The sequence below is a fragment of the Colwellia sp. F1 genome, from assembly GCF_056238625.1.
This window is the reverse complement of sequence record NZ_JBWDLI010000010.1, coordinates 47,924-69,058: the sequence shown is the minus strand read 5'-3', so window position 1 is coordinate 69,058 and position 21,135 is coordinate 47,924. Positions and strand designations below refer to the sequence as shown.

The window sequence follows — 21,135 nt, the reverse complement described above, 5'->3', positions numbered from 1 at the left end:
CTTCATAGCTTTTTTTTTGAACAAGCTAAGCCAAACGACTAGGTTAAGTTATTAATCAGTCGTTTTTAGTTGTTGTTCACTGTATTCTAATTTTTTATAGTTTTTACCAGCAGCGTCGGCAAGTTCAGCAGGCATATAGTTTTCATCATGCTTGGCTAATACCTCACTTGCATTGATATGAAGATGACCAGAGCTGTCTTGTGCTAAGGTGCCGTTGGCAACTATGCCTTGTGCCTCACGAAATAGATCAGGCAAAATACCTTCGTAATAAACGGTGATCATTGGGTCGTTTTCATCAAACGTAATTGGCATTTTCATGTCAGATAGGCTGAAACTAACTTTTAAACTGTCAGCATCACGCTTCACCGAACCGGGAACCACTAACCCACCTATTCTGATCCGTTGACCAACAGCAGGTTTTACACCTGTTTTTTCTTTACCTTGCGTGATCTCAGAAGGGGTATAGAATAAATCAATGTTTTGGCTTAAAGCATAAAGCACAAAGCCTGCAACAACAGCAATCCCTATTAATATTGAAGCAACGATAGTTAAACGTTTTTTACGGCGGGGGTTCATTGTATAACCTCTTTAATATTCTCTGTTTTAGTGGTATTTCGCTGCTGACGCAGTTGACGTAATTTATTATCTCTTTGGTGGTGAAGCGCAATATTTTTAATCACTTGTTTGTGTGTGTAAATGGAGCTAAAAAGAATGATTAATAGCAGTGCTGTTGACACACCAAAAGACAGCCAAACGTAAAAACCGTAGCCACCCATATTTAAAAAAGCGCTAAAACTGTCAAACTGCATTATTTGTTCTCCTTGGCTTTATCTAAAGGAAACTGCGCTAAGGCTAAGGCTTTAACCCAAGGGCGAATACTGTTACGTAGTAAAATTTCGCTCCTAAAGCGAATACAAACGATGGTGCTTACCAATAGGGCAAACCCAAGAAAACAAAAGACAAAAGGCCAAAGCATTTCAACCGACATCGATGGCTTACCAAGTTGGCTCACGGTAGAACCTTGGTGTAAAGTGTTCCACCACTCTACGGAATATTTAATTATGGGTAAATTAACCACACCAACCAAGGTTAAAATCCCAGCGGCTTTACCCGCTAATGCTTTGTCTTCAAATGCATTATGCAGCGCCATAACACCTAAATATAAAAATAATAAAATAAGTTCAGACGTTAATCTTGCATCCCATATCCACCAAGTGCCCCACATAGGTTTACCCCATGCCGAGCCAGTGATTAAAGCAATAGCGGTAAAAACAGCACCTATCGGTGCCATGGCAGCAGCAGAGGCATCGGCTAACTTAAATTGCCATACCAAAGAAGTAAAGGCTGCAATGGCCATCCCCAAGTATATACCCATTGACAAAGATGCGGCAGGTACATGTATATAGAATATACGAAAGCTATCACCTTGTTGATAGTCGGCCGGTGCGAAGGCCAGGGCCCAAACTAAACCAATAGATAAAAACAAGGCTGTTAAAGCACTAAACCAAGGAATAAGCCTTCCTGTTAAATGATAACTAACTTCTGGGTTAGCGTAAGGGTGTAACCATTTCCACATAAATTATGCTCTTCATAATTAAACGTTAAAGTATTTACTTGCTTGTAATAAGCAACGACAGTGAACTTGAGTCAGGCGCTCTGCTCACGGATAAAGTCTCATGTTAATTAGTACTTACTTTTAAAGCAGCAGCAACCGCAAAGGGCGCCAATGTTAACGAGCCAAAAAAGAGTGCCGCAATTATAGCAAGTTGTCCACTATAAGGTAAACCAAGCGCGGCAGTATCTATAGCGCTAGTGGCAAAGATTAAAACGGGAATATATAACGGCAATACTAATAAACTTAACAACACCCCTCCTTTTTTAATACCCACAGTTAACGCAACACCAATAGCACCAAGTAAACTTAACACGGGTGTGCCCAGTAAGAGTGTTAGCATTAAGGCACCGTAACTCAGTTCATTTAAATGCAACAGTACAGCAAGCAGTGGTGCAATTAAAATCAGCGGTAAGCCAGTAATTAACCAATGGGCGATAATTTTTGCGAGTACTAATATAAACACAGGGTGCGGGCTTAACAACATTTGCTCGAGTGAACCATCATCATGGTCAGACTTAAATAGCCGATCAAGCGATAATAATGTTGACAGCAATGCGGCGACCCAAATAATACCAGGAGCAATGCGGCTTAACGTTTGTGCTTCAGGGCCTATACCTAATGGAAACAGTGTGATGACAATAACAAAAAACAAAAGCGGATTAATAATGTCGTCTTTGTGGCGCATAGCAATGGTTAAATCACGTTTTAACACTAATGAAAAAACAGCGCGATAAGACAGATTAGCGTGGGCCATACAGTACTCTATTTGTGTTTAAGGCTGGCGCTAAGCAAAAACCTAAGTTTATATTGTTGTTATTATCCATTACTCATTAACTCAAATTATTCATTATCTCACGGTTAACTACTTAGCTAACTGATGATAGTTTTAGTATTCACTCAGTCGCTTACTATTCAACTAAAGCACTCAGTCAAGTAAATACTCTAATGTCACTTTTTTTATTCGTTTTGGCTCAAAGGTAAGTAAATCTTGATGAGTCGTCAAAACAATACACCCCCCTTGACTTGTATGCGCTTTAAATAACTGCTCTAAATCGTATACGCCTTGCTTGTCTATTGCGGTAAAGGGTTCGTCTAAAATCCAAATGCGGGCTGTTGACTGATACAAGCGTGCTAATGCAATACGCCTGTGCTGGCCAGCACTTAAATGCGAGGCTAGGCTGTCTTCAAAACCGGTTAGGTTTACCTTACTTAATGTTTCATTTACCAAACCTACAGGATCATGTAAGCCATGAAGTGCAAGGGTAAAGTGTAAGTTTTCTTGTGCGCTCATCGCGCCCTTTACACCAGGTAAGTGGCCAAGATAAAGTAAATTTTGATGAAACACTTCGCGTACGTGTTTGACTAATTGTTTATTAAAGTAAATAGCCCCTTCATAAGGCTGAGATAACCCTGCTAGAATGCGTAACAAGCTCGTTTTACCTGAGCCGTTAGGGCCTTCAACTTGCACAATGTCACCAGCGTTTATTTCAAGGTCTAATTGATCAAACAATAAACGTTGTTCACGAATACAAGTTAAACCGGTAGCGCTAAGTAAAGGCGCGTTATTGCAGGTTGGGTTATTTACTGACAAAATAACAAAATCTCTTTTAGTTAAACGGGTTAATGCTGATGTAAATAGTACTATGTGAACGCTAGTTTTATCTCTACTTTCTCTAATAAAGTTTAACTGAAGTTTGTCAGTTAATTTTTGATTTAGATCGTATTAACGTTTTGCCAGATATCATACCATAGCCCTAATGAAAATTAGCAGCGATTGTTTATACAAAAATTGTAATATTAAGAAACAATTATCAAGTGAATTTGTACCAACCATTTAGCCAGCTCCTTGCCAAAAGTGTGCTAGTATTGCACTGCAAATTGTGCTTTTAGTCTATTCTGTGCGCTGTACTTGGCTGCTAATTGATAATACTTGAGTTCGAATAACTGCTGCATAAGCCCAAATAAAGATAATAATGTGTATACGGAGAAATAAATGAACCCCCAACTTTTGCCTGAGTTGATCCTTAATCTCATACCTGAGCTAGGTCACCTTGCTTTGGTTATCGCTTTTGCATTTTCTATCTGCCTAAGTGTCATTCCAATGATTGGTGTCTATAGTGCTCAAAATAAATTAATAAGCTATGCGAAACCGCTCACCTTTGGCATGTTCATTTTTACCGCTATTAGTATATTTATTTTGGGTTACAGTTTTGTTGTTGATGATTTTTCAATTAAATATATTGCGAGCCACTCAAATACACACCTACCGTACTACTTTAAAATCAGCGCAGTATGGGGAGGACATGAAGGTTCATTATTGCTCTGGGTATTCTCGTTAACCGCGTGGACAGTCGCCGTTGCAAAATTTTCAAAAAATATAGAGCAAGAGTTTATTGCGCGGGTGCTTGCTGTAATGGGCATGGTTTCTGTTGGCTTTATCGCTTTTACGTTATTAACATCAAATCCTTTTGAACGCCTTTGGCCAATGGTACCAATGGAAGGGCGTGATTTAAATCCGTTGCTGCAGGATGTTGGCTTAATTATTCACCCGCCGTTATTATATTTGGGCTATGTTGGTTTTGCCGTCGCTTTTGCTTTTGCCGTAGCAGCATTAATGTCTGGTAAAATGGATGCAGCTTGGGCACGTTGGTCACGTCCTTGGACAGTGGGCGCCTGGATGTTCTTAACGTTAGGTATAGCGTTAGGGAGTTGGTGGGCGTATTACGAACTAGGTTGGGGTGGCTGGTGGTTTTGGGATCCCGTAGAAAATGCTTCCTTTATGCCATGGTTAGTGGGGACAGCGTTAATTCACTCTTTAGCAGTAACAGAAAAACGAGGAACCTTTAGAAACTGGACGGTACTACTGGCTATCTTTGCTTTTAGTTTAAGTTTATTAGGAACGTTTTTAGTGCGCTCAGGTGTGATTACCTCAGTGCATTCTTTTGCGGCTGACCCTTCTCGAGGTGTCTTTATTTTGGTCTTGTTAGCCATCACCGTTGGTGGTTCATTAACCTTGTATGCGTTTCGAGCCAGTAATGTATCTAGCTTTAGCCGTTTTGCGCTTTACTCACGAGAAACGGCTTTACTGTTATGTAATGTTATTTTGGTGGTTGCCGCGGTAACGGTATTATTGGGCACCTTGTATCCGCTGTTAGTTGACGCGCTAGGCTATGGCAAAATATCAGTAGGCCCTCCTTACTTTAATGCGGTATTTATTCCGATCATGAGCTTTTTATTCATTATTATGGGGATTGGTCCTTTAATTCGATGGAAAAAAGCTAAAAAAGGCGAGTTGCGTAAGCAGTTGATTAAACCATCGGTCATCAGCATTGCTTTTGGTTTATTATTTCCCGTTATTTATGGGGGGGAATTTGATCTCTTAGTTGCCATGGGGATGACCTTAGCAGCATGGGTATTTTTAGTGGTGATTAAAGACTTAGTTAACCAGTACAAGTTGCGTGCAACCCTGAGTTTAAGCCAGTGGGGGATGACGGTAGCACATGCGGGTATTGCGGTTACTATTGTTGGTGTTACGATAGTGTCGAGTTATGAGACAGAAACCAATATTAAAATGCACCTACATGAGAAAGTAGAGATATCGGGTTATCAAATAGAGTTTAATGGTATTAAACATGTAGAAGGGCCTAACTATAGCGCAGAGCAAGGGCAAATTAAGGTTTATAAAAATGACAACTTTGTCGCTTTATTAAAGCCAGAACTTCGTGCATACCGTGTACAAACAATGGGCATGACTGAAGCAGGTATTGATGGTGGTTTATTCAGAGACGTATATGTTGCGTTAGGTGATCCCCTTGATGATGGTGCCTGGGCAATTCGGGTACATTATAAACCTTTTGTTCGCTGGATCTGGCTAGGGGCAATATTTATGGCCATAGGCGGAATTTTAGCCATGATGGATAAGCGCTATCGTGTGAAAAACCCAGGGAAAAAACTCAGTCATAAGAATGTTAGCGGAGCCAATATAAATGAATAAAGTTATTCGCTTTTTACCACTGATATTAGTGGTTGCACTTGGTGTTGTACTTTATCGCGGGCTATCATTAGATCCTAATGAAATGCCATCAGCATTGGTGGGTAACCCCATGCCAGATTTTTCCCTACCAAGTCTAAATAACCTTGATAGAACCGTGACAAAAAAAGATTTAATCGGTGATATCGTGTTAATTAATGTTTGGGCGACCTGGTGCCCAACTTGTAAATACGAACATCCTTACTTAGTTGAGCTTTCTAAAAACCCACAAGTGAAACTTTATGGTATAAATTATAAAGATGAATTATTGCCTGCTCAACAATGGCTGCGCAACGATAAAGATCCATACCAGTTTTCAGTTTTTGATAAAGACGGTTTATTAGGGGTGAAACTGGGCGTTTTTGGTGCACCAGAAACCTTTGTTATTGATCACCACGGTATTATTCGCAAACGTTTTGCTGGTGCACTAGATCTTCGGGTATGGCGTAAAGAATTTGAACCGTTAATTAATCAACTAATTACAGAAAGGCAACAAGGCAAATAAATATGTTAAATAGCGTTTTAAGCAAAATGTTTTTTACTGTTGTGATAGCAGTCGCTGCTGTTTTTATGGCCAATAATACAAATGCCAGCCCAGTGGAAACGTTTGAGTTTCAAAATGAAGTGACTAAAGTACGTTTTCAGGCACTTAGTAAAGAATTACGTTGCCCTAAATGTCAAAATCAAAACTTAGCTGACTCTAACTCTACTGTTGCTTCTGCCATGCGATTAGAGTTATATAACTTGTTAATTGACGGCAAAGCAGACATGGAAATTGTTGATTTAATGGTGGCGCGTTATGGTGAGTTTGTGCTTTATCGTCCAAGGGTTTCAAGTGTTACTTATGTGCTTTGGTTTGGTCCTGCCTTTCTAATTTTAATGGGGCTTATTGTTGTTGTTATCATTTTAAGAAAAAAGCCGGCAACCAAAGAAAACTTAGCCCTTGATAGTGAACAACAAGAAAAGCTAGCAAAGTTATTACAGCCAAATGATGATGTGGTCGTCTCTAACCATTCTAATACATCTGAGCCTCACACAACCAAAGTAGAAAAAGAGTAGTTACCCATTATGGAAATAGCATTAATAATTTTTGTTTTTATTACCTTACTTTTATTTATTGTTTGGTTACCATTTTTTAGTAAAAGAGCAAAAAAAAATACCACTGAGCAAAACTTGCGTGATGAAACGAATGTTGTTTTATACAAAGAACATAAAGCTGAAATTGAAAAAGACTTTAGTGATGGCGCGATTGACGAAGAAAGTTATCAGTATTTATTAGCAGAGCTAGATAAAAGCTTGTTACAAGATATTGCATCAACCGAAGCAGAAAATGCTAAACCAAAGAACACGAAAAACTTTAGTGTATTATGGCCAATTGCATTATCTTTGTTTATTGTTGTTTTTTCAGTGGCACTGTATTTAAAACAAGGCACTATAGATGCATTAATCGCCAACCCTGTTGCGTCACATCCGGGGCAAAATCAGCAAGAGCAGCAGTCAGCTCAAGTGCGACAAGAGCAAATGCTAGCGTATATACAAGAGCTACAACAGCACTTAGAAAAAACACCTGATGACAGTGAAGCTTGGTATAACTTAGGCCAAGCTTTAGTCGGGGCAGGGGAATTTGACTATGCTATTGCTGCATTTGAGCAAGTAATCCGTATTGAAGGTGAGCATGCAGACTTATTAGGTGCCATTGCGCAAGCCGCTTACTATCGCAATGACCAAAAAATAGATGCTGAAATACAAGCATTAATTGATAAAGCGCTAGCGTTAGATAATAAAGAACCATCGATTAATATTTTGTTAGGGATGCACAACTTTATTGCCCAAGACTATACAAAAGCGGTTGAGTACTGGCAAAGAGTTATTGATGACAATAGAAAAGGGGTTAATATTGACGCATTGCAAGAAGCGGTAAATGAGGCTAAAAAACGACTGGGTTCGTCATCACCTGAGCCTTTAGCAGACACAGTGTCTGGGCCCCAGCTTAAGGTTAATGTTAGCTTGACCGCAGAAATTACCGAGCAATTAGCACAAGGTGAAGACAAGGTGGTGTTTGTTTATGCTACCCCCACTAATGGGCAACGTATGCCGTTAGCCGCCTTAAAGTTAATGGCCAGTGATTTACCCAAAACGGTAACCTTAAACAACAATACAGCAATGTCGCCTCAAAGTAATTTAAGCACAGCGAACGAAGTGCATATCTTTGCGATTGTTTCTAAACAAGGCGGCGCAGGTATAAAACCGGGTGATTATAAAGCTGAAATTCGTAATATACCGGTTGATAAAACAGAAACAATTAATCTGGTTATTGATAGTCTAGTAGAATAATTGTTAAGCTAAATGATTTAATCATCATAAATTTTTAGCGCTACGTAGATAAAAAACTACGCGGCGCTTACGCCACTTGTTGGCTGAGTTCACCGAATATTGTTCAAGTTGAACTCGACACAAGTCTACTTAATTTAAACACCATTGTTTTATCTGCAACGGTGTTTATGACACTAGAAGAATATTAAAAATAATAATGAAGTCACGTTTTACTGCTAAACACTATCACAATACAAACCCTAGCCAAAAGGGCAAAAGCACCGAGAATAAAACAGGCGTTTTACTCACTAACTTAGGCTCTCCTGCAGCACCAACGACGGGAGCAGTTCGTAAGTACTTACGTGAGTTTTTATCTGATCCTAGAGTAGTAGAAATTCCACGCCTTATTTGGTTGGTCATATTATATGGTATTATTTTACCTTTGCGGCCAAAAAATTCTGCCAAGCTTTATCAAAGTGTTTGGACCGAGCAGGGGGCTCCGCTTATTGTTATTAGCAAAGCTGTAAAACAAAAGGTGGCAGCACAGCTTGCACAACAGTATTCAGATAAGGTGATTGTTGACATTGCAATGCGTTATGGTGAACCGTCAATCGCAAAAGCGTTACAAAATTTTCAACAGCAAGGTGTTAATAACATCGTTGTATTACCGCTTTATCCACAATATGCTGGGCCTACTACCGCTTCCACTTTTGATGCCGTGAGTAATGAGCTACAAAAATGGCGCTACGTCCCTAGCCTTAACTTTATAAACAGTTATCATAACAATCAATACTATATAAAAGCATTGGCGAATACGGTTATGGAACACCTAAATGAGCACGGTAAACCCGACAAACTTGTCTTATCCTATCATGGTATGCCAGCATTATTTTACCAATGGGGTGATCCTTACTATGACTTTTGTCAGTTAACAACTGATTTGCTCAGACAAGAATTGCACAGCCGAGCAGGGAGTAATATGTTAAGTGATGATAGCTTTATCATGACCTTTCAATCTCGCTTTGGTAAAGCTGAATGGTTGCAGCCTTATACCGATGAAACCCTTGAGGCATTAGCCAAGGCAGGTAATAAACATATTGCGATTATTAGCCCTGCATTTAGTGCAGACTGCTTGGAAACATTAGAAGAGCTTGAGTGTGAAAACCGTGAAGTCTTTATGGATGCAGGTGGCGAAACATACCATTATATTTCAGCCTTAAATGACCGTGATGATCATATAACAGCTATAGTGAACCTAGTAAAACCTCAGATTGATTCGTTTAATTAATTAAACCGTATTCAATGTTGGAATGACTAACGTTTCTCTAGTTAATAAACGTTTGGCAATGTCTGTAGGGACTTGGTAAAACTCGTTTACGTATTTATGTGCGTTTAAATAGGTTTGAATACGTTTTTTCACTTGGCAAGGGTTTGCGCAGGGCAGCGAAAAAATAAGGGTATACTTTCCTGGGGTTTTTGCAGATAACGACTGAGTGTATTCAGTTATATCTTCTGGTGTGCAGCCAATTCTCACCACGTCTGAGAAAAATGAGTGGGTCATTACGTAAACACTCCCTGTCGCTGCGCTCTGACTTTTTACAGGTAAATCTTTCATCTTAAGAATGGCCCTCCAATAAGTGTTTTTTGCCAGTCACTTGAAACCAAGTTAAGTAAATTCAACCGTGCATTTTTAAAAACTTAGCCAGTAAGCTTGCTTCACTTTCCACACGGTTAGCATCAGGTTTAATGCAATCAATTGGGCAAACGCTAACGCATGTGGGGTGATCGTAATGGCCAATGCACTCAGTACACTTGTCTGCGTCTATTTCATAAATAGCTTCACCCAAGCTAATTGCCTCGTTTGGACATTCAGGATCGCACATATCACAATTTATGCAAGTGTCTTCAATCAATAAAGCCATCACAAATTACCTATTGACCAGCTTGCTGCTGGCTAAAGGGGTTTCTCGTGGTATCACCATTGCTTAAGTAACGCATTAAAATGCCAAAGGTTAAGTCTATGTCAGTATTTAGTTGAATTGCCACCTTATGACCAGAGCCTTTGGCATCAATTATCTCTTTGCCGCTATCACTGTGCACCATTTTAGTTAAGGTGAAAGATAAATTACCGTTTGGCGTCATTAATTCTAGCTCATCACCAATAAGAAATTTGTTTTTAACGTCAATCTCAATTAAGCCAGTTGCTTTATTTCTTCCTAATACTTCGCCAACAAATTGCTGCGTATCACTTTTTGAGTAGCCATAATCATAATTCTGTGTGTCAGACGGGCGATGACGCTTTAAAAAGCCTTCGGTATAACCACGGTGTGCTAAATGCGCTAAGTCACTATTTAATTTAGGATTAAAAGCAACACCAGAGACCGCATCATTAATAGCTTGTCTATAAACTTGGGCTGTTCGCGCGCAATAATAAAAAGATTTTGTTCGCCCTTCAATTTTTAAAGAATGAACGCCTATCTTTGTTAACCGTTCAACATGCTCAACCGCGCGTAAGTCTTTCGAGTTCATGATATAAGTACCATGCTCATCTTCAAATGCTGGCATATATTCACCAGGGCGACCTTGTTCTTGTAATAATACAACCTCGTCAATGGGTTGGTTTATTGCTTGCTTTGAAGGTAAGGTCATTATGGTGTTGTCAGGTGTGTATATTTCTGCTGTACTAGCAGGGTTAACAGCAATAATATCACCTGTTTCGGTTTCTTTTGCACTATGTGTGTCGTACTTCCAGCGGCAGGAATTGGTACAAGTACCTTGGTTTGGATCGCGCTTATTTATATAGCCTGATAATAAACAACGGCCAGAGTATGCCATGCATAAAGCGCCATGAACAAACACTTCAAGCTCTATTTCTGGGCAATGTAATCGTATATCTTCAATTTCATCAAGAGATAATTCGCGCGATAAAATTACTCGCTCTACCCCTTGTTGATGCCAGAACTTTACCGTGGCCCAATTTACCGCGTTCGCTTGTACTGACAAGTGAATAGCCATGTCAGGAAAGTTTTCGCGTACCATCATAATTAAGCCAGGATCAGACATAATAAGGGCGTCTGGTTTCATCGCAATAATGGGAGCAATATCATTAAGAAAAGTTTTTAACTTACCGTTATGGGGCGCAATATTATTCACTAAATAGAACTTTTTCCCTAAAGCATGGGCTTCATCTATGCCTATTTTTATGTTCGCTAGAGAAAACTCATTGTTACGTACTCGTAGAGAATAGCGCGGTTGTCCAGCATAAACAGCATCAGCGCCGTAGGCAAAGGCGTAACGCATGTTTTTTAAGCTACCCGCAGGGGAAAGTAATTCAGGTTTTAGCATGGCAATTTAATTGGGTTTATCAGGGAATAATATTGGGGCTATTATAAAAAATAGTATTATTACGGGCAATTTAAAACAACGCAAAATATGTTCTAGAACAAAGGATAGGCGAATTTTTAAAGGGTTTACCAATTGCGTTGTGTTAACTTTGCCGACAAAATACCAGAATAGTATAAATAGCGTATAGTCTCGTGTAAAAGCTAGCGTATAATATTGAAACATTAGTAAAGTAGCTTGATGTTAATAGTCGCTTTTTCACTTTATAACGATAAACAATAAACCATAAAGAGAACTCTAATGAGTGCTGAAAATGCCTTATATACGATTTTAACCGAAAAAATTAAACAAAATGCCTTAGTGCTACCGACATTACCAGAAGTTGCTTTACAAGTGAGACAAGCAGCCAATGATTCAGAGATAAGTTTAAATAACATGAGCGATATTATTGGCCATGATCCCGCCCTGTCTTTAGGGTTAATAAAAGTAGCAAATAGCCCTTTGTTAGGCAGAGCTGTTAAGGTGGAAACCGTCTCTCAAGCGGTCACTCGCATAGGGTTGCGTCAAATTAAAAGTATTGCAACAGCAATGGCGATAGCACAAGTGTATGTCTCTAAAAATGACGTTGTGGCTAGGTATATGAAAAAATCCTGGAATAAAACCATTGATGTCGCAACGGTAGCGGTTAGCTTAATGAGCTTGTATCTCGAAAAAAATAAACAAACAGAATTAAATATAAATACACTCACCTTAGCCGCTGTAGTCCATAATATTGGTGAACTTCCAATTTTAACTGAGGCAGAGCAGCATCCTTCTACTTTTGCCAAACCAATATTTCTACAACAAGCAATTGCTAAAATGTCAGGTAAAATAGGCGGGACAATCACCCGTCATTGGGGGTTTTCAGAAGAGTTGATACAAATCACAGAGTGTTGGGCTGATTTAACACTGCGGCCAAAAACTGTACATTACCTTGATTTTATTCGGGCGGGAGCAGTTTATCATCAAGTGTTTAAAAATATGGCCACGCAAGAAGCTTTATTAAAGAGCTATACAGGCAAGGGAATCTTACCAAGTATCAATTTTATGGAGTCTGACGATTTTAAGCTAAGATGTGCTACAACGAGGGCCATGTTTATTTAATATCAATGTGTATAAAAGAACGCATTGTGTGGTTATTTAGCCGTTTAGCGACAGGAGTTTATCAAATTTATTGGTCTAAGCATTAACCAGTTAAAGTATGCTACTTTATAGTACAGATGAAAGCTTTTAAGCTTTCAAACAGTGGTTTATTTTTTTAGAATCGCTTTCACATCGAGTCGTTATTACAAAATATTGTTAAATTATAGGGTATACAAGCCGTGTTATTAGCTAAAAATGCATTTGGTCAGGTAAATCAAGTAAAACTCGCTCCAGATTTCTTTGCACTAGAAATTGAACACTTATCCGTGAAAGCAAAAATAAGTTTATATGGTGGGCAAGTGTTAAGTTGGCAGCCAGAAGATGAAAAAGAAGTTTTTTGGCTGTCAAAAGCGGCTGCTTTTAAACAAGGGAAAGCGATTCGTGGTGGAATACCTTTGTGTTGGCCATGGTTTGGTGCCCACCCTGATGATCATGATAAAACAGCAGGTAATCATGGTTTTGCTCGCGAACAGCAATGGCAAGTTGATGACATAGAGATCAGTGAACAGGGGGTGCAAGTGAGTTTATGTTGGCAAGGGGAGCATATGGCTGACTTATGGCCTTTTTCTTGTCGCTTGAAACAAATATTGTTTTTTGGTCAATCCTTTAAACAAATATTACATATGAGTAACTTAAGTGAGACCGATGCTTATTATACGGGGGCATTACACAGTTATTTCGCAGTTAGCTCGCCTCAAGCAATAAACATAACAGGGCTTGAACAGGCAAGTTTTTACGACAAAACTACTGAGCAATTAGTTCAGCCACAAAAAATTGACAATGCTGTTGGGCCAATCGATCGTATTTACCAGAGCAACAATAGGGTTAAACTCATTGATAACCAATGGAAGCGCACGATAGAAATTCAATCAGTGAATGCTAAGCAATGGGTTTTCTGGAATCCAGGGGTAGAAACGGCAAAGCATATGGCTGATATCCATCAACAGGGTGAACAAGAGTTTGTCTGTTTAGAAACAGCCAATACTGAAATGCAATTACTCCCTGCAGGGAAAACAGCAACCATAGCGCAAGAAGTAGCCGTATTTAGGGCAAGTGACTGTTAAGTCATCAGGGATGAGCTCGGTGTAATATATCTGCTCAAGCCGCTACTTTTCTTGACTTCATCGTTAAACTTAGAGGTAATAGGCTCACCATTAACACAAAATTTGCTCAGTGTTCTTCGTGACTCATCATTGGACCGTACCCAAATGAAAAGTGAGTCACAATAACTCACGACATAACGCGGTTATCTTTGTTAACCTTTACAGTGAATTAATGTGCAAGTGTTTACTCAGCAATGCTTGAGTAAAAGGAATTTTCAAATAAAAACCACGCGGTAAGGTCATAAAGGGTTTACCGTGTTTGTCGAAGGCTTGTGTTTTCGCTTGGGCATTGGCGGCCTTTGGCCTAAGTTGCAGCACTTGGCCATGTTTACCCTGAATTTTCTCTACCTCACCTAACACAATCATGTCGGTTAATTCTTGCCAGTCCATGGCGAGTAACTGCTCTTCTTCTGCTGAAGGTGACCACAGAAAAGCGCTGCCAATTCTACGCATTGATAAAGGCACTTTTTTTTCTGTTGGAGTCTCGCAAATAATAGGTACCCAGAGGACCTTAGTTAGCTTTTGCTTTAACCAGCAGTTTTGCCAGTTAATGCCTACTAGGCCGGTTAATGGTGCGACACAAACAAACGTGGTTTCAAGGGGTTTTCCTTGGCTGTTGATGGGCAGCGTTTTAAGTTCAATGCCCAGCGTTGGAAAGTCAGGCTCAGGCCGAGAGCTAGCCGTGGCTCCTAGCACATGCTCAAGTAATAAGCCTACCCAGCCTTTGTTGCGCTTTAAATCTACGGGCATTTTAATGTTCGCCTCATTGGCGACTTCAGCAAGGGTTAAGCCAGCCAAGCTACGTACTCTTTCAAGTAATTCTTGTTCACAAGCGGGAATTTTCATTTGACCTTAAATTTTGAAGCACCAATATAACAGCCATTATCTGGTTATTTGTTAAAAAAATCAAAGTAATCATTTGCTCAAGAGTCGTTATTATGGTTGAATCTATACAAGAATTTTTTTAGTTTTTTCAGGAGTTCCTGTGATCGATGCCGAAGGCTACCGAGCCAACGTCGGCATAGTAATAATTAATGGCAGGGGGCAAGTATTTTGGGCAAGAAGATTTGGTCAGCATTCATGGCAATACCCGCAAGGTGGTGTTGATGGTGAGGAAACTGCTGAGCAAACCATGTATCGAGAGTTACATGAAGAAGTAGGTTTAAAGCCAGAACATGTAAAAATTGTTGCTTCAACTAAACATTGGCTAAAGTATAAATTACCGAAACGTTATATAAGACACGACAGTAAACCTGTTTGTATAGGGCAAAAACAAAAGTGGTTTTTATTAAAACTCACGGCACCTGAATCAGCAGTTAATTTACTTCATAGCACTCATCCTGAATTTGATGATTGGCGCTGGGTGAGTTACTGGTATCCGGTGCGACAAGTTGTGTCATTTAAGCGTGATGTTTATCGCAAGGTGATGAAAGAGTTTGCTGCACAGGCTCTGTCTTTTTCTTATGAAAAACGCCCAGATAGACGACGTAAGCGTTAAGCTAAATTATTACTATGATGCATACCAATTTGGTATTTATTAAAAGCCTACTTATGTGGGCTTTTTTATTTAATTAGGACGTTATGTTAACTACGCTAAACTATATATTGCTTGAGTTTAAGCAAGAAGCGCATTTGCAAATTGCATTAGCGCGTATGGTTAGCCAAATCAAAAATTCACTCAATACTGATTGCTGTTCGGTTTATTTAGCTGATTATAACCAGCAGCACTTCCTCTTAATGGCTTCCGACGGGCTAGCAAAAAAATCATTTGGTCAAACCGCAGTAGGGTTTTCAGAAGGGTTAGTGGGCTTAGTTGGCCAACGTGAAGAGCCGTTAAATATTGCTAATGCACGCGAGCATCAACATTTTAAACATGCACCTGAAGTGGAAGAGGATAATTTTAATGCCTTCTTAGGTACCCCTATAATTCACCAACGCAAGGTGTTGGGTGTTATTTCTATTCAGCAAAAGCAAGCAAGAAACTTCACTGAAAATGACGAGGCTTTTTTAGTTACTCTCGCCGCACAATTGGCTAAAGCACTAGCGAATGCGGAAGTGAAAAATTTATTTACACAGAAAGAAAAAAGTAAAACAGTAAAGCAACTATTGGGGATTGCAGGAGCACCGGGTGTTGCTTTAAGTCAAATAGTGGTTTACCAGCCTAAAATAGACCTTGCCACACAAGCCCTCCAAAGAATTACTCCGAATCAGCAGGCGCAGCAAGTAGAGCGGTTTACACAAGCAGTAAATAAAACCAAGGCTGATTTTGAACAATTAAGCCAAAAGCTCAGTGGTATTATTACCGATGATAACCTAGCGATTTTTGACGTGTACATACAGTTGTTAGAGCAAGCGGATATTCGTCAAGAAATCATAAAAAAAATAAAAGCAGGTTGGCAGGCAGAAAGCGCACTAAAACTGATTATTGAGCATTATGTAAGTCAGTTTGAAGTTATCGATGACAGTTACTTAAAAGAGCGAGCTTCAGATATTCGTGATTTAGGTAATCGGTTATTACTTCATTTACAAGAACAACAAACAGAAAAAATAGTGCCGCCTAAAACCTTTATTCTGCTCGCTGAAGATGTTACTGCTTCTATGTTGGCTGAATACCAACACAAAGGTTTGAAAGGTATTGTTTCATTGTCAGGCTCAGCTAATTCACACGCAGCTATCTTAGCGCATGCTTTAGAGCTACCTGCCATCATGGGCATACCCAATATTCCAATTGCGCAGTTTGATCAACAACAAGCGATTGTTGATGGTTACAGTGGTGAGCTCTTTATTAACCCAGACGCTGCGCTAATACGTGAATATCATCATTTTATTGCCCAAGAAAGTGAATTAACCGATAAAATTCAGCAGGCGGTTCATTTACCCACAATCACGCTAGATGGCCATACCATAGAGTTACAGCTTAATGCTGGTTTGTCTGCCGGTTTTAAGTGTACTGAAAATTTAACCGATTTAAGTGTTGGCTTATATCGCACCGAAATTCCATTTATGGATCGAGATTACTTCCCTTCGGAGCAAGAGCAAACCAAGCTATACCAAGCTGTTTTACATGAATTTTCGCCTAAAATTGTGACCATGCGTACCTTAGATATAGGGGGAGATAAATCTTTACCTTATTTCCCGATAACTGAAGATAATCCTTTCTTAGGCTGGCGCGGAATACGCATTACCTTGGATCATCCTGAAATATTTCTTGTACAAGTACGCGCAATGATTCGTGCCAGCTATCACAATAACAATTTAGCAATTATGCTACCGATGATTTCCAATGTTACTGAGGTTGACGAAGCTATTTGCTTAATTAACCAAGCCTACTTTGAGGTAAAAAGTGAAACAGAAAGCGAACTAAAAAATGAAGCCAAGCGTACAGGGCAAAGTAAAGAGGTAACTACAGCACTAGTGCGCCCCAAAATAGGGATTATGCTCGAAGTTCCCTCTGTTATTTTTCAATTAAAAGAGTTAGCTCAACGAGTTGATTTTTTCTCTGTTGGTAGTAATGATTTAACACAATATTTGCTCGCAGTCGATCGTAACAATACGCAAGTTGCTAACCTACATGATGCTTACCACCCTGCAGTTTTAAGGGCATTAAATGCCATTGCAGCAGAATCTGCCCAGTACGCTGTAACATTAAGTTTATGTGGAGAGTTAGCGGGCGAACCTGCCGGCGCGTTGTTACTGCTGGCCATGGGCTTTGATAAACTGAGCATGAACGGCCACAATATTGCGAGGATAAAATGGATAATTCGCCATATAGAATTTACCCAAGCAAAAAGTATTTTGTCGCATACTTTACAGCTTACCACGGCTAAGCAAGTACACACTTACCTAAACGAGCAACTTGAACAACTAGGGTTGGGCGGTTTTGTTCGTGCAGGCATATAATGCTGTTAATTTTCCTTAACTGTCTATTGCTTGGCGCTTTTACAGGCTTTTTAGCTGGCTTACTTGGTATTGGTGGCGGGTTAATTGTTGTGCCAGCTTTAGCCTATTTATTACCTCAGTTGGGCGTTAGTAGTGAGGTTGTCATGCCAATGGCATTGGCGACTTCACTTGCGACTATTGTGATTACCTCAACCAGTGCAACCTTGGCCCACCATAAAAATAGAAATATTCCTTGGCACCTGACTAAACCACTCATGTTTATTGTTGCCTTTGGCGCATTGTTAGGCGCTTACATTGCTGATCTTTTGTCAGCGCAAGCCTTAACCACCTTCTTTGCTTTTGCAGTTATTATCTTGGCTTCTTACATGTTGCTCTCGATACGTTTGCAGCGTTATAAAACGATGCCGTCAAAGATAAAGTTACAATTTATTGGTTTACTTACTGGTGTCGTTGCCAGTTTAATGGGCATGGCCGGGGGCGCTATTTTGGTGCCCACGTTAACTTATTTTGGCATGCCACTACGCCATTGTATTGGTATTGCCACTGTATGTGGTGTTATGGTAGCGCTATTTGGCTCATTAGGTTATGTTATTTCAGGGCTTGATAACGAATTATTACCACTATGGAGCCTGGGTTATGTGTACTTACCGGCATTACTAGGAATAGTACTGACCTCTTCATTATTTGCGCCTATTGGCGTAAAATGTGCCGCTAAGCTGCCAGTACAAACACTAAAAAAATTCTTTGCCGTCTTTCTTATTGTGATCGCGATAAGAATGATGCTTACTTAACTTCTCTTCGCACCTAGCTTAAGCGAAGCTTTATTTGGATAGAAAATGACAGAACAGTTTTTACAGTTTCCTATTATTGACCCTATTATTTTTAGTATAGGGCCTGTTGCATTACGTTGGTACGGCTTAATGTACTTAATTGGCTTTTTAGCCGCGATGTTCATTGCCAATAAAGCAGCTGATAAAAGTGGTGGCAAATGGGCACGTGAACAAGTAAGTGACTTGTTGTTTTATAGCTTTTTAGGGGTAATTTTAGGTGGCCGCATTGGCTATGTACTATTTTATCAATTTGACTACTTTTTAGCAGATCCACTCTATATATTTAAAATATGGACAGGTGGAATGTCGTTTCATGGTGGCTTACTTGGAGTTATTGCTGCGATTTACCTGTTTGCTAGAAAAGTAGGAAAACCTTTTTTACACGTGGGTGATTTTGTTGCTCCACTCGTGCCTATTGGCCTTGGTATGGGCCGCTTAGGTAACTTTATTAATGCTGAGCTTTGGGGCAGACAAACCGACGTGCCTTGGGCCATGGTGTTTCCAACCGACCCTTTACAACTACCACGCCATCCGTCACAACTGTATGAATTTTTTCTTGAGGGCGTGGTGTTATTTGCTATCTTATTTGTTATTACTCGCAAACCTAGAAGCTTAGGTTTAGCCTCTGGTGCTTTCTTAATTGGTTATGGCGTGTTTAGAACCCTGATAGAGTTCTTTAGAGAGCCCGATGCACATTTAGGTTTGTATTTCTCTTTTATATCTCAAGGACAATTATTAAGTATCCCCATGATTGTCGGTGGCATACTCATTATTTACTGCGGTTATTTAATAGAAGAAAAATCGGCTATTAAGAGCTCAAAGTCTGTTAAAAGTCATGGCAAATCCGCTAAACAAGGAAAAGCATAATGCGCGCTTATTTAGACTTATGTCAACGTATTGTTGACCAAGGGCATTGGGTTGAAAATAGCCGTACGGGTAAGCGCTGTTTAACCGTTATTAATGCCGATTTAGAATACGATGTTGGGCAAAATCAATTTCCGATGATAACCACACGTAAAAGTTTTTTTAAATCAGCCATTGCCGAGTTTATTGGCTATCTTCGTGGTTATGATAATGCTGCTGATTTTCGTAAATTAGGGACAAAAACCTGGGATGCTAATGCTAATTTAAATGAAGACTGGCTCAATAACGTTCACCGTAAGGGTGAAGATGATATGGGCCGCGTTTACGGGGTTCAAGGCCGTGCTTGGGCGAAAGCAGAGGGGGGGACTATTGATCAGCTCCAAAAAATAGTCGATAACTTAAGTCAAGGTATTGATGATCGCGCTGAAATATTAACCTTTTATAACCCGGGTGAATTTCATATGGGCTGTTTGCGGCCTTGTATGCATACGCATAACTTTTCAATTTTAGATGGAACACTTTATTTAACCAGCTACCAACGCTCGTGCGATGTACCGCTAGGCTTAAACTTTAATCAAGTGCAGGTGTTTTTCTTTTTAGCGATAATGGCGCAGATTACTGGTCTAAAGCCGGGCATTGCTTATCATAAAATAGTCAATGCGCATATTTATGAAGATCAACTCGCATTAATGAGAGAGGTACAACTTAAGCGAGAGCCGCTACCTTCCCCTAAGTTATTGATAAACCCAAAGATTAAATCATTAAAAGATTTAGAAACTTGGGTTACTATGGATGATTTCTCAGTAGAAGGCTATCAAAGCCATCCCCCGATAAAGTATCCATTCGCTGTGTAAGTAAGCGCTCCTTGGCTAATGAGTCACAATAAAAAAAACCGGCTAAAGCGCCGGTTTTTTTATAAAACTATTATCGTTATATTATTATTAATTTAAGCGTTATGGTATAAACCAAACTCTTGAGTAACTTTAATATTTTGACTATTTGCCAAGTGGAAATAATCTTGATCTTCTAACTCACTTGCTGCGGCTTTATCTAATAATATAATCGCCTTTTCATGCATTTGCAGCGATGAAGCAGGGCAGCTAGCAGTGAGCGGGCCGGTTATCATGTTTTTAACGGCTTGGGCTTTATTTTGACCGGTTGCCATAAGCAGTACATGCTTCGCATCTAAAATTGAAGCAATCCCCATGGTCATCGCAAGCGTTGGTTGAAATTCGTCTTTGTCAAACAGACGAGAATTATCGTTAAGTGTTTGCTGGGTTAAGGTTTTGATACGTGTACGAGATGCTAGGCTTGACGTTGGCTCGTTAAAACCAATATGCCCATTAGCACCAATACCTAATATTTGTAAATCTATGCCGTTTGCTTGCTTAATTTTTGCTTCATAAGCTAAGCCTTGCGCTCTCGGGTTTTCGCCTTGGCCACAGGTTGGTAGGTGGGTTTTACTTTTATCAATATCAACATGGTCAAACAAGTTTTCATTCATAAAATGTCGATAACTTTGCTTGTTATTCGCATCAATACCTAAATACTCATCGAGATTAAAGGTCGTTGTATTCTTAAAACTTAATTCACCAGCATTGTATTTATTAATGAGTTGTTGATACAGGCTTATAGGAGTGCTGCCTGTCGCTAAACCTAGTACGGGATCTGTTTTTGTCTTTATTAATTCGGCTACCCAATTGGCAGCATTTTCGGCAACTTGTTGGGCATCGTCAAAAATAATAACTTGCATGTAATTTCCTTAGAAAAATTAAACTATTACCCCAAGGGATTGATACCAAAGGGGAGAGTCTTCCAAAATATCAGAAATCATTGCATGGCATTTATCTTTAACCGCTACAGCTTTGAGCTGTTTTATTATTGCAATGATAAAAAATCTAGGTGCGTATGGTAACTTTACCACAAAATGACCAGCACATGGGAGATAATAATCGT

Annotated in this window: 22 protein-coding genes; 12 read left to right on the top strand and 10 right to left on the bottom strand. The window is 39.6% G+C overall.

Features of this window, described 5'->3' with window-relative positions:
* Positions 1-51: 51 nt before the first annotated feature.
* The 5 genes from ccmE to ccmA form a co-directional block, all read right to left on the bottom strand.
* Entirely contained in the window at positions 52-576 is a 525-nt protein-coding gene (gene ccmE / locus AC0UA9_RS10985; RefSeq protein ID WP_475660007.1) for a cytochrome c maturation protein CcmE, read from the bottom strand.
* Positions 573-809: a heme exporter protein CcmD gene (ccmD, locus tag AC0UA9_RS10980; protein ID WP_475660005.1), complete on the bottom strand. Its 237-nt coding sequence runs from the start codon at positions 807-809 to the stop codon at positions 573-575. Before ccmD ends, ccmE begins: the two co-directional genes overlap by 4 nt.
* Positions 809-1,576 (bottom strand): heme ABC transporter permease, encoded by a 768-nt coding sequence (locus AC0UA9_RS10975; protein ID WP_475660004.1) that lies wholly within the window; start codon positions 1,574-1,576, stop codon positions 809-811. The genes ccmD and AC0UA9_RS10975 overlap by 1 nt, the downstream gene beginning before the upstream one ends.
* Before the next feature lie 103 nt (positions 1,577-1,679).
* Positions 1,680-2,369: a heme exporter protein CcmB gene (gene ccmB, locus AC0UA9_RS10970; protein WP_475660002.1), complete on the bottom strand. Its 690-nt coding sequence runs from the start codon at positions 2,367-2,369 to the stop codon at positions 1,680-1,682.
* Positions 2,370-2,540: 171 nt separating this feature from the next.
* Positions 2,541-3,206: a cytochrome c biogenesis heme-transporting ATPase CcmA gene (ccmA, locus tag AC0UA9_RS10965; protein WP_475660000.1), complete on the bottom strand. Its 666-nt coding sequence runs from the start codon at positions 3,204-3,206 to the stop codon at positions 2,541-2,543.
* A 402-nt stretch (positions 3,207-3,608) separates the two neighbouring features.
* Here ccmA and AC0UA9_RS10960 point away from each other — a divergent pair, with 402 nt between their 5' ends.
* The 5 genes from AC0UA9_RS10960 to hemH all read left to right on the top strand — a co-directional run bounded on the left by AC0UA9_RS10960 (position 3,609) and on the right by hemH (position 9,246).
* A complete protein-coding gene (locus tag AC0UA9_RS10960) occupies positions 3,609-5,609 on the top strand; it encodes a heme lyase CcmF/NrfE family subunit (protein ID WP_475659997.1) in 2,001 nt (666 codons plus the stop codon).
* Complete coding sequence (locus tag AC0UA9_RS10955) at positions 5,602-6,150, top strand: DsbE family thiol:disulfide interchange protein (protein ID WP_475659996.1); 549 nt, start codon at positions 5,602-5,604, stop codon at positions 6,148-6,150. Before AC0UA9_RS10960 ends, AC0UA9_RS10955 begins: the two co-directional genes overlap by 8 nt.
* A 2-nt stretch (positions 6,151-6,152) precedes the next feature.
* Positions 6,153-6,704: a cytochrome c-type biogenesis protein gene (locus tag AC0UA9_RS10950; RefSeq protein WP_475659994.1), complete on the top strand. Its 552-nt coding sequence runs from the start codon at positions 6,153-6,155 to the stop codon at positions 6,702-6,704.
* A 9-nt stretch (positions 6,705-6,713) separates the two neighbouring features.
* Positions 6,714-7,979 (top strand): c-type cytochrome biogenesis protein CcmI, encoded by a 1,266-nt coding sequence (gene ccmI, locus AC0UA9_RS10945; RefSeq protein WP_475659993.1) that lies wholly within the window; start codon positions 6,714-6,716, stop codon positions 7,977-7,979.
* 196 nt (positions 7,980-8,175) lie between these two features.
* Positions 8,176-9,246, top strand: coding sequence for a ferrochelatase (gene hemH / locus AC0UA9_RS10940; protein ID WP_475659992.1), 1,071 nt, complete (start codon positions 8,176-8,178; stop codon positions 9,244-9,246).
* Here the strand turns inward: hemH and AC0UA9_RS10935 are convergent, their stop codons facing one another.
* From AC0UA9_RS10935 to trhP, 3 genes are all read right to left on the bottom strand, one after another.
* A complete protein-coding gene (locus AC0UA9_RS10935) occupies positions 9,247-9,573 on the bottom strand; it encodes a GIY-YIG nuclease family protein (RefSeq protein ID WP_475659989.1) in 327 nt (108 codons plus the stop codon).
* Positions 9,574-9,634: 61 nt separating this feature from the next.
* Positions 9,635-9,880, bottom strand: coding sequence for a YfhL family 4Fe-4S dicluster ferredoxin (locus tag AC0UA9_RS10930; RefSeq protein ID WP_475659984.1), 246 nt, complete (start codon positions 9,878-9,880; stop codon positions 9,635-9,637).
* Positions 9,881-9,890: 10 nt separating this feature from the next.
* Positions 9,891-11,303 carry a prephenate-dependent tRNA uridine(34) hydroxylase TrhP gene (gene trhP, locus AC0UA9_RS10925; protein ID WP_475659981.1) on the bottom strand — a complete coding sequence of 471 codons (1,413 nt, stop codon included), beginning with the start codon at positions 11,301-11,303 and terminating at the stop codon, positions 9,891-9,893.
* A 297-nt stretch (positions 11,304-11,600) separates the two neighbouring features.
* Between trhP and AC0UA9_RS10920 the strand changes: the two genes are divergently transcribed.
* The gene (locus AC0UA9_RS10920) at positions 11,601-12,443 is read left to right on the top strand and encodes an HDOD domain-containing protein (protein ID WP_475659976.1); all 843 of its coding nucleotides are present in this window, start codon (positions 11,601-11,603) and stop codon (positions 12,441-12,443) included.
* 218 nt (positions 12,444-12,661) lie between these two features.
* Positions 12,662-13,546 carry a D-hexose-6-phosphate mutarotase gene (locus tag AC0UA9_RS10915; RefSeq protein ID WP_475659972.1) on the top strand — a complete coding sequence of 295 codons (885 nt, stop codon included), beginning with the start codon at positions 12,662-12,664 and terminating at the stop codon, positions 13,544-13,546.
* A gap of 198 nt (positions 13,547-13,744) precedes the next feature.
* On the opposite strand, the gene mutH is transcribed toward AC0UA9_RS10915, so the two are convergent.
* Positions 13,745-14,431: a DNA mismatch repair endonuclease MutH gene (gene mutH / locus AC0UA9_RS10910; protein WP_475659968.1), complete on the bottom strand. Its 687-nt coding sequence runs from the start codon at positions 14,429-14,431 to the stop codon at positions 13,745-13,747.
* Between the two features lie 139 nt (positions 14,432-14,570).
* Between mutH and rppH the strand changes: the two genes are divergently transcribed.
* The 5 genes from rppH (at position 14,571) to AC0UA9_RS10885 (ending at position 20,033) form a co-directional block, all read left to right on the top strand.
* Complete coding sequence (rppH, locus tag AC0UA9_RS10905; protein ID WP_475659964.1) at positions 14,571-15,083, top strand: RNA pyrophosphohydrolase; 513 nt, start codon at positions 14,571-14,573, stop codon at positions 15,081-15,083.
* Between the two features lie 83 nt (positions 15,084-15,166).
* A complete protein-coding gene (gene ptsP, locus AC0UA9_RS10900) occupies positions 15,167-17,485 on the top strand; it encodes a phosphoenolpyruvate--protein phosphotransferase (RefSeq protein WP_475659960.1) in 2,319 nt (772 codons plus the stop codon).
* Positions 17,485-18,276, top strand: coding sequence for a sulfite exporter TauE/SafE family protein (locus tag AC0UA9_RS10895; RefSeq protein ID WP_475659956.1), 792 nt, complete (start codon positions 17,485-17,487; stop codon positions 18,274-18,276). The genes ptsP and AC0UA9_RS10895 overlap by 1 nt, the downstream gene beginning before the upstream one ends.
* A 45-nt stretch (positions 18,277-18,321) precedes the next feature.
* Positions 18,322-19,182, top strand: coding sequence for a prolipoprotein diacylglyceryl transferase (gene lgt / locus AC0UA9_RS10890; RefSeq protein ID WP_475659953.1), 861 nt, complete (start codon positions 18,322-18,324; stop codon positions 19,180-19,182).
* Positions 19,182-20,033: a thymidylate synthase gene (locus tag AC0UA9_RS10885; RefSeq protein WP_475659952.1), complete on the top strand. Its 852-nt coding sequence runs from the start codon at positions 19,182-19,184 to the stop codon at positions 20,031-20,033. Before lgt ends, AC0UA9_RS10885 begins: the two co-directional genes overlap by 1 nt.
* Before the next feature lie 92 nt (positions 20,034-20,125).
* Here AC0UA9_RS10885 and nagB read toward each other — a convergent pair whose 3' ends face one another.
* A complete protein-coding gene (gene nagB, locus AC0UA9_RS10880; RefSeq protein ID WP_475659951.1) occupies positions 20,126-20,932 on the bottom strand; it encodes a glucosamine-6-phosphate deaminase in 807 nt (268 codons plus the stop codon).
* Between the last annotated feature and the right edge of the window lie 203 nt (positions 20,933-21,135).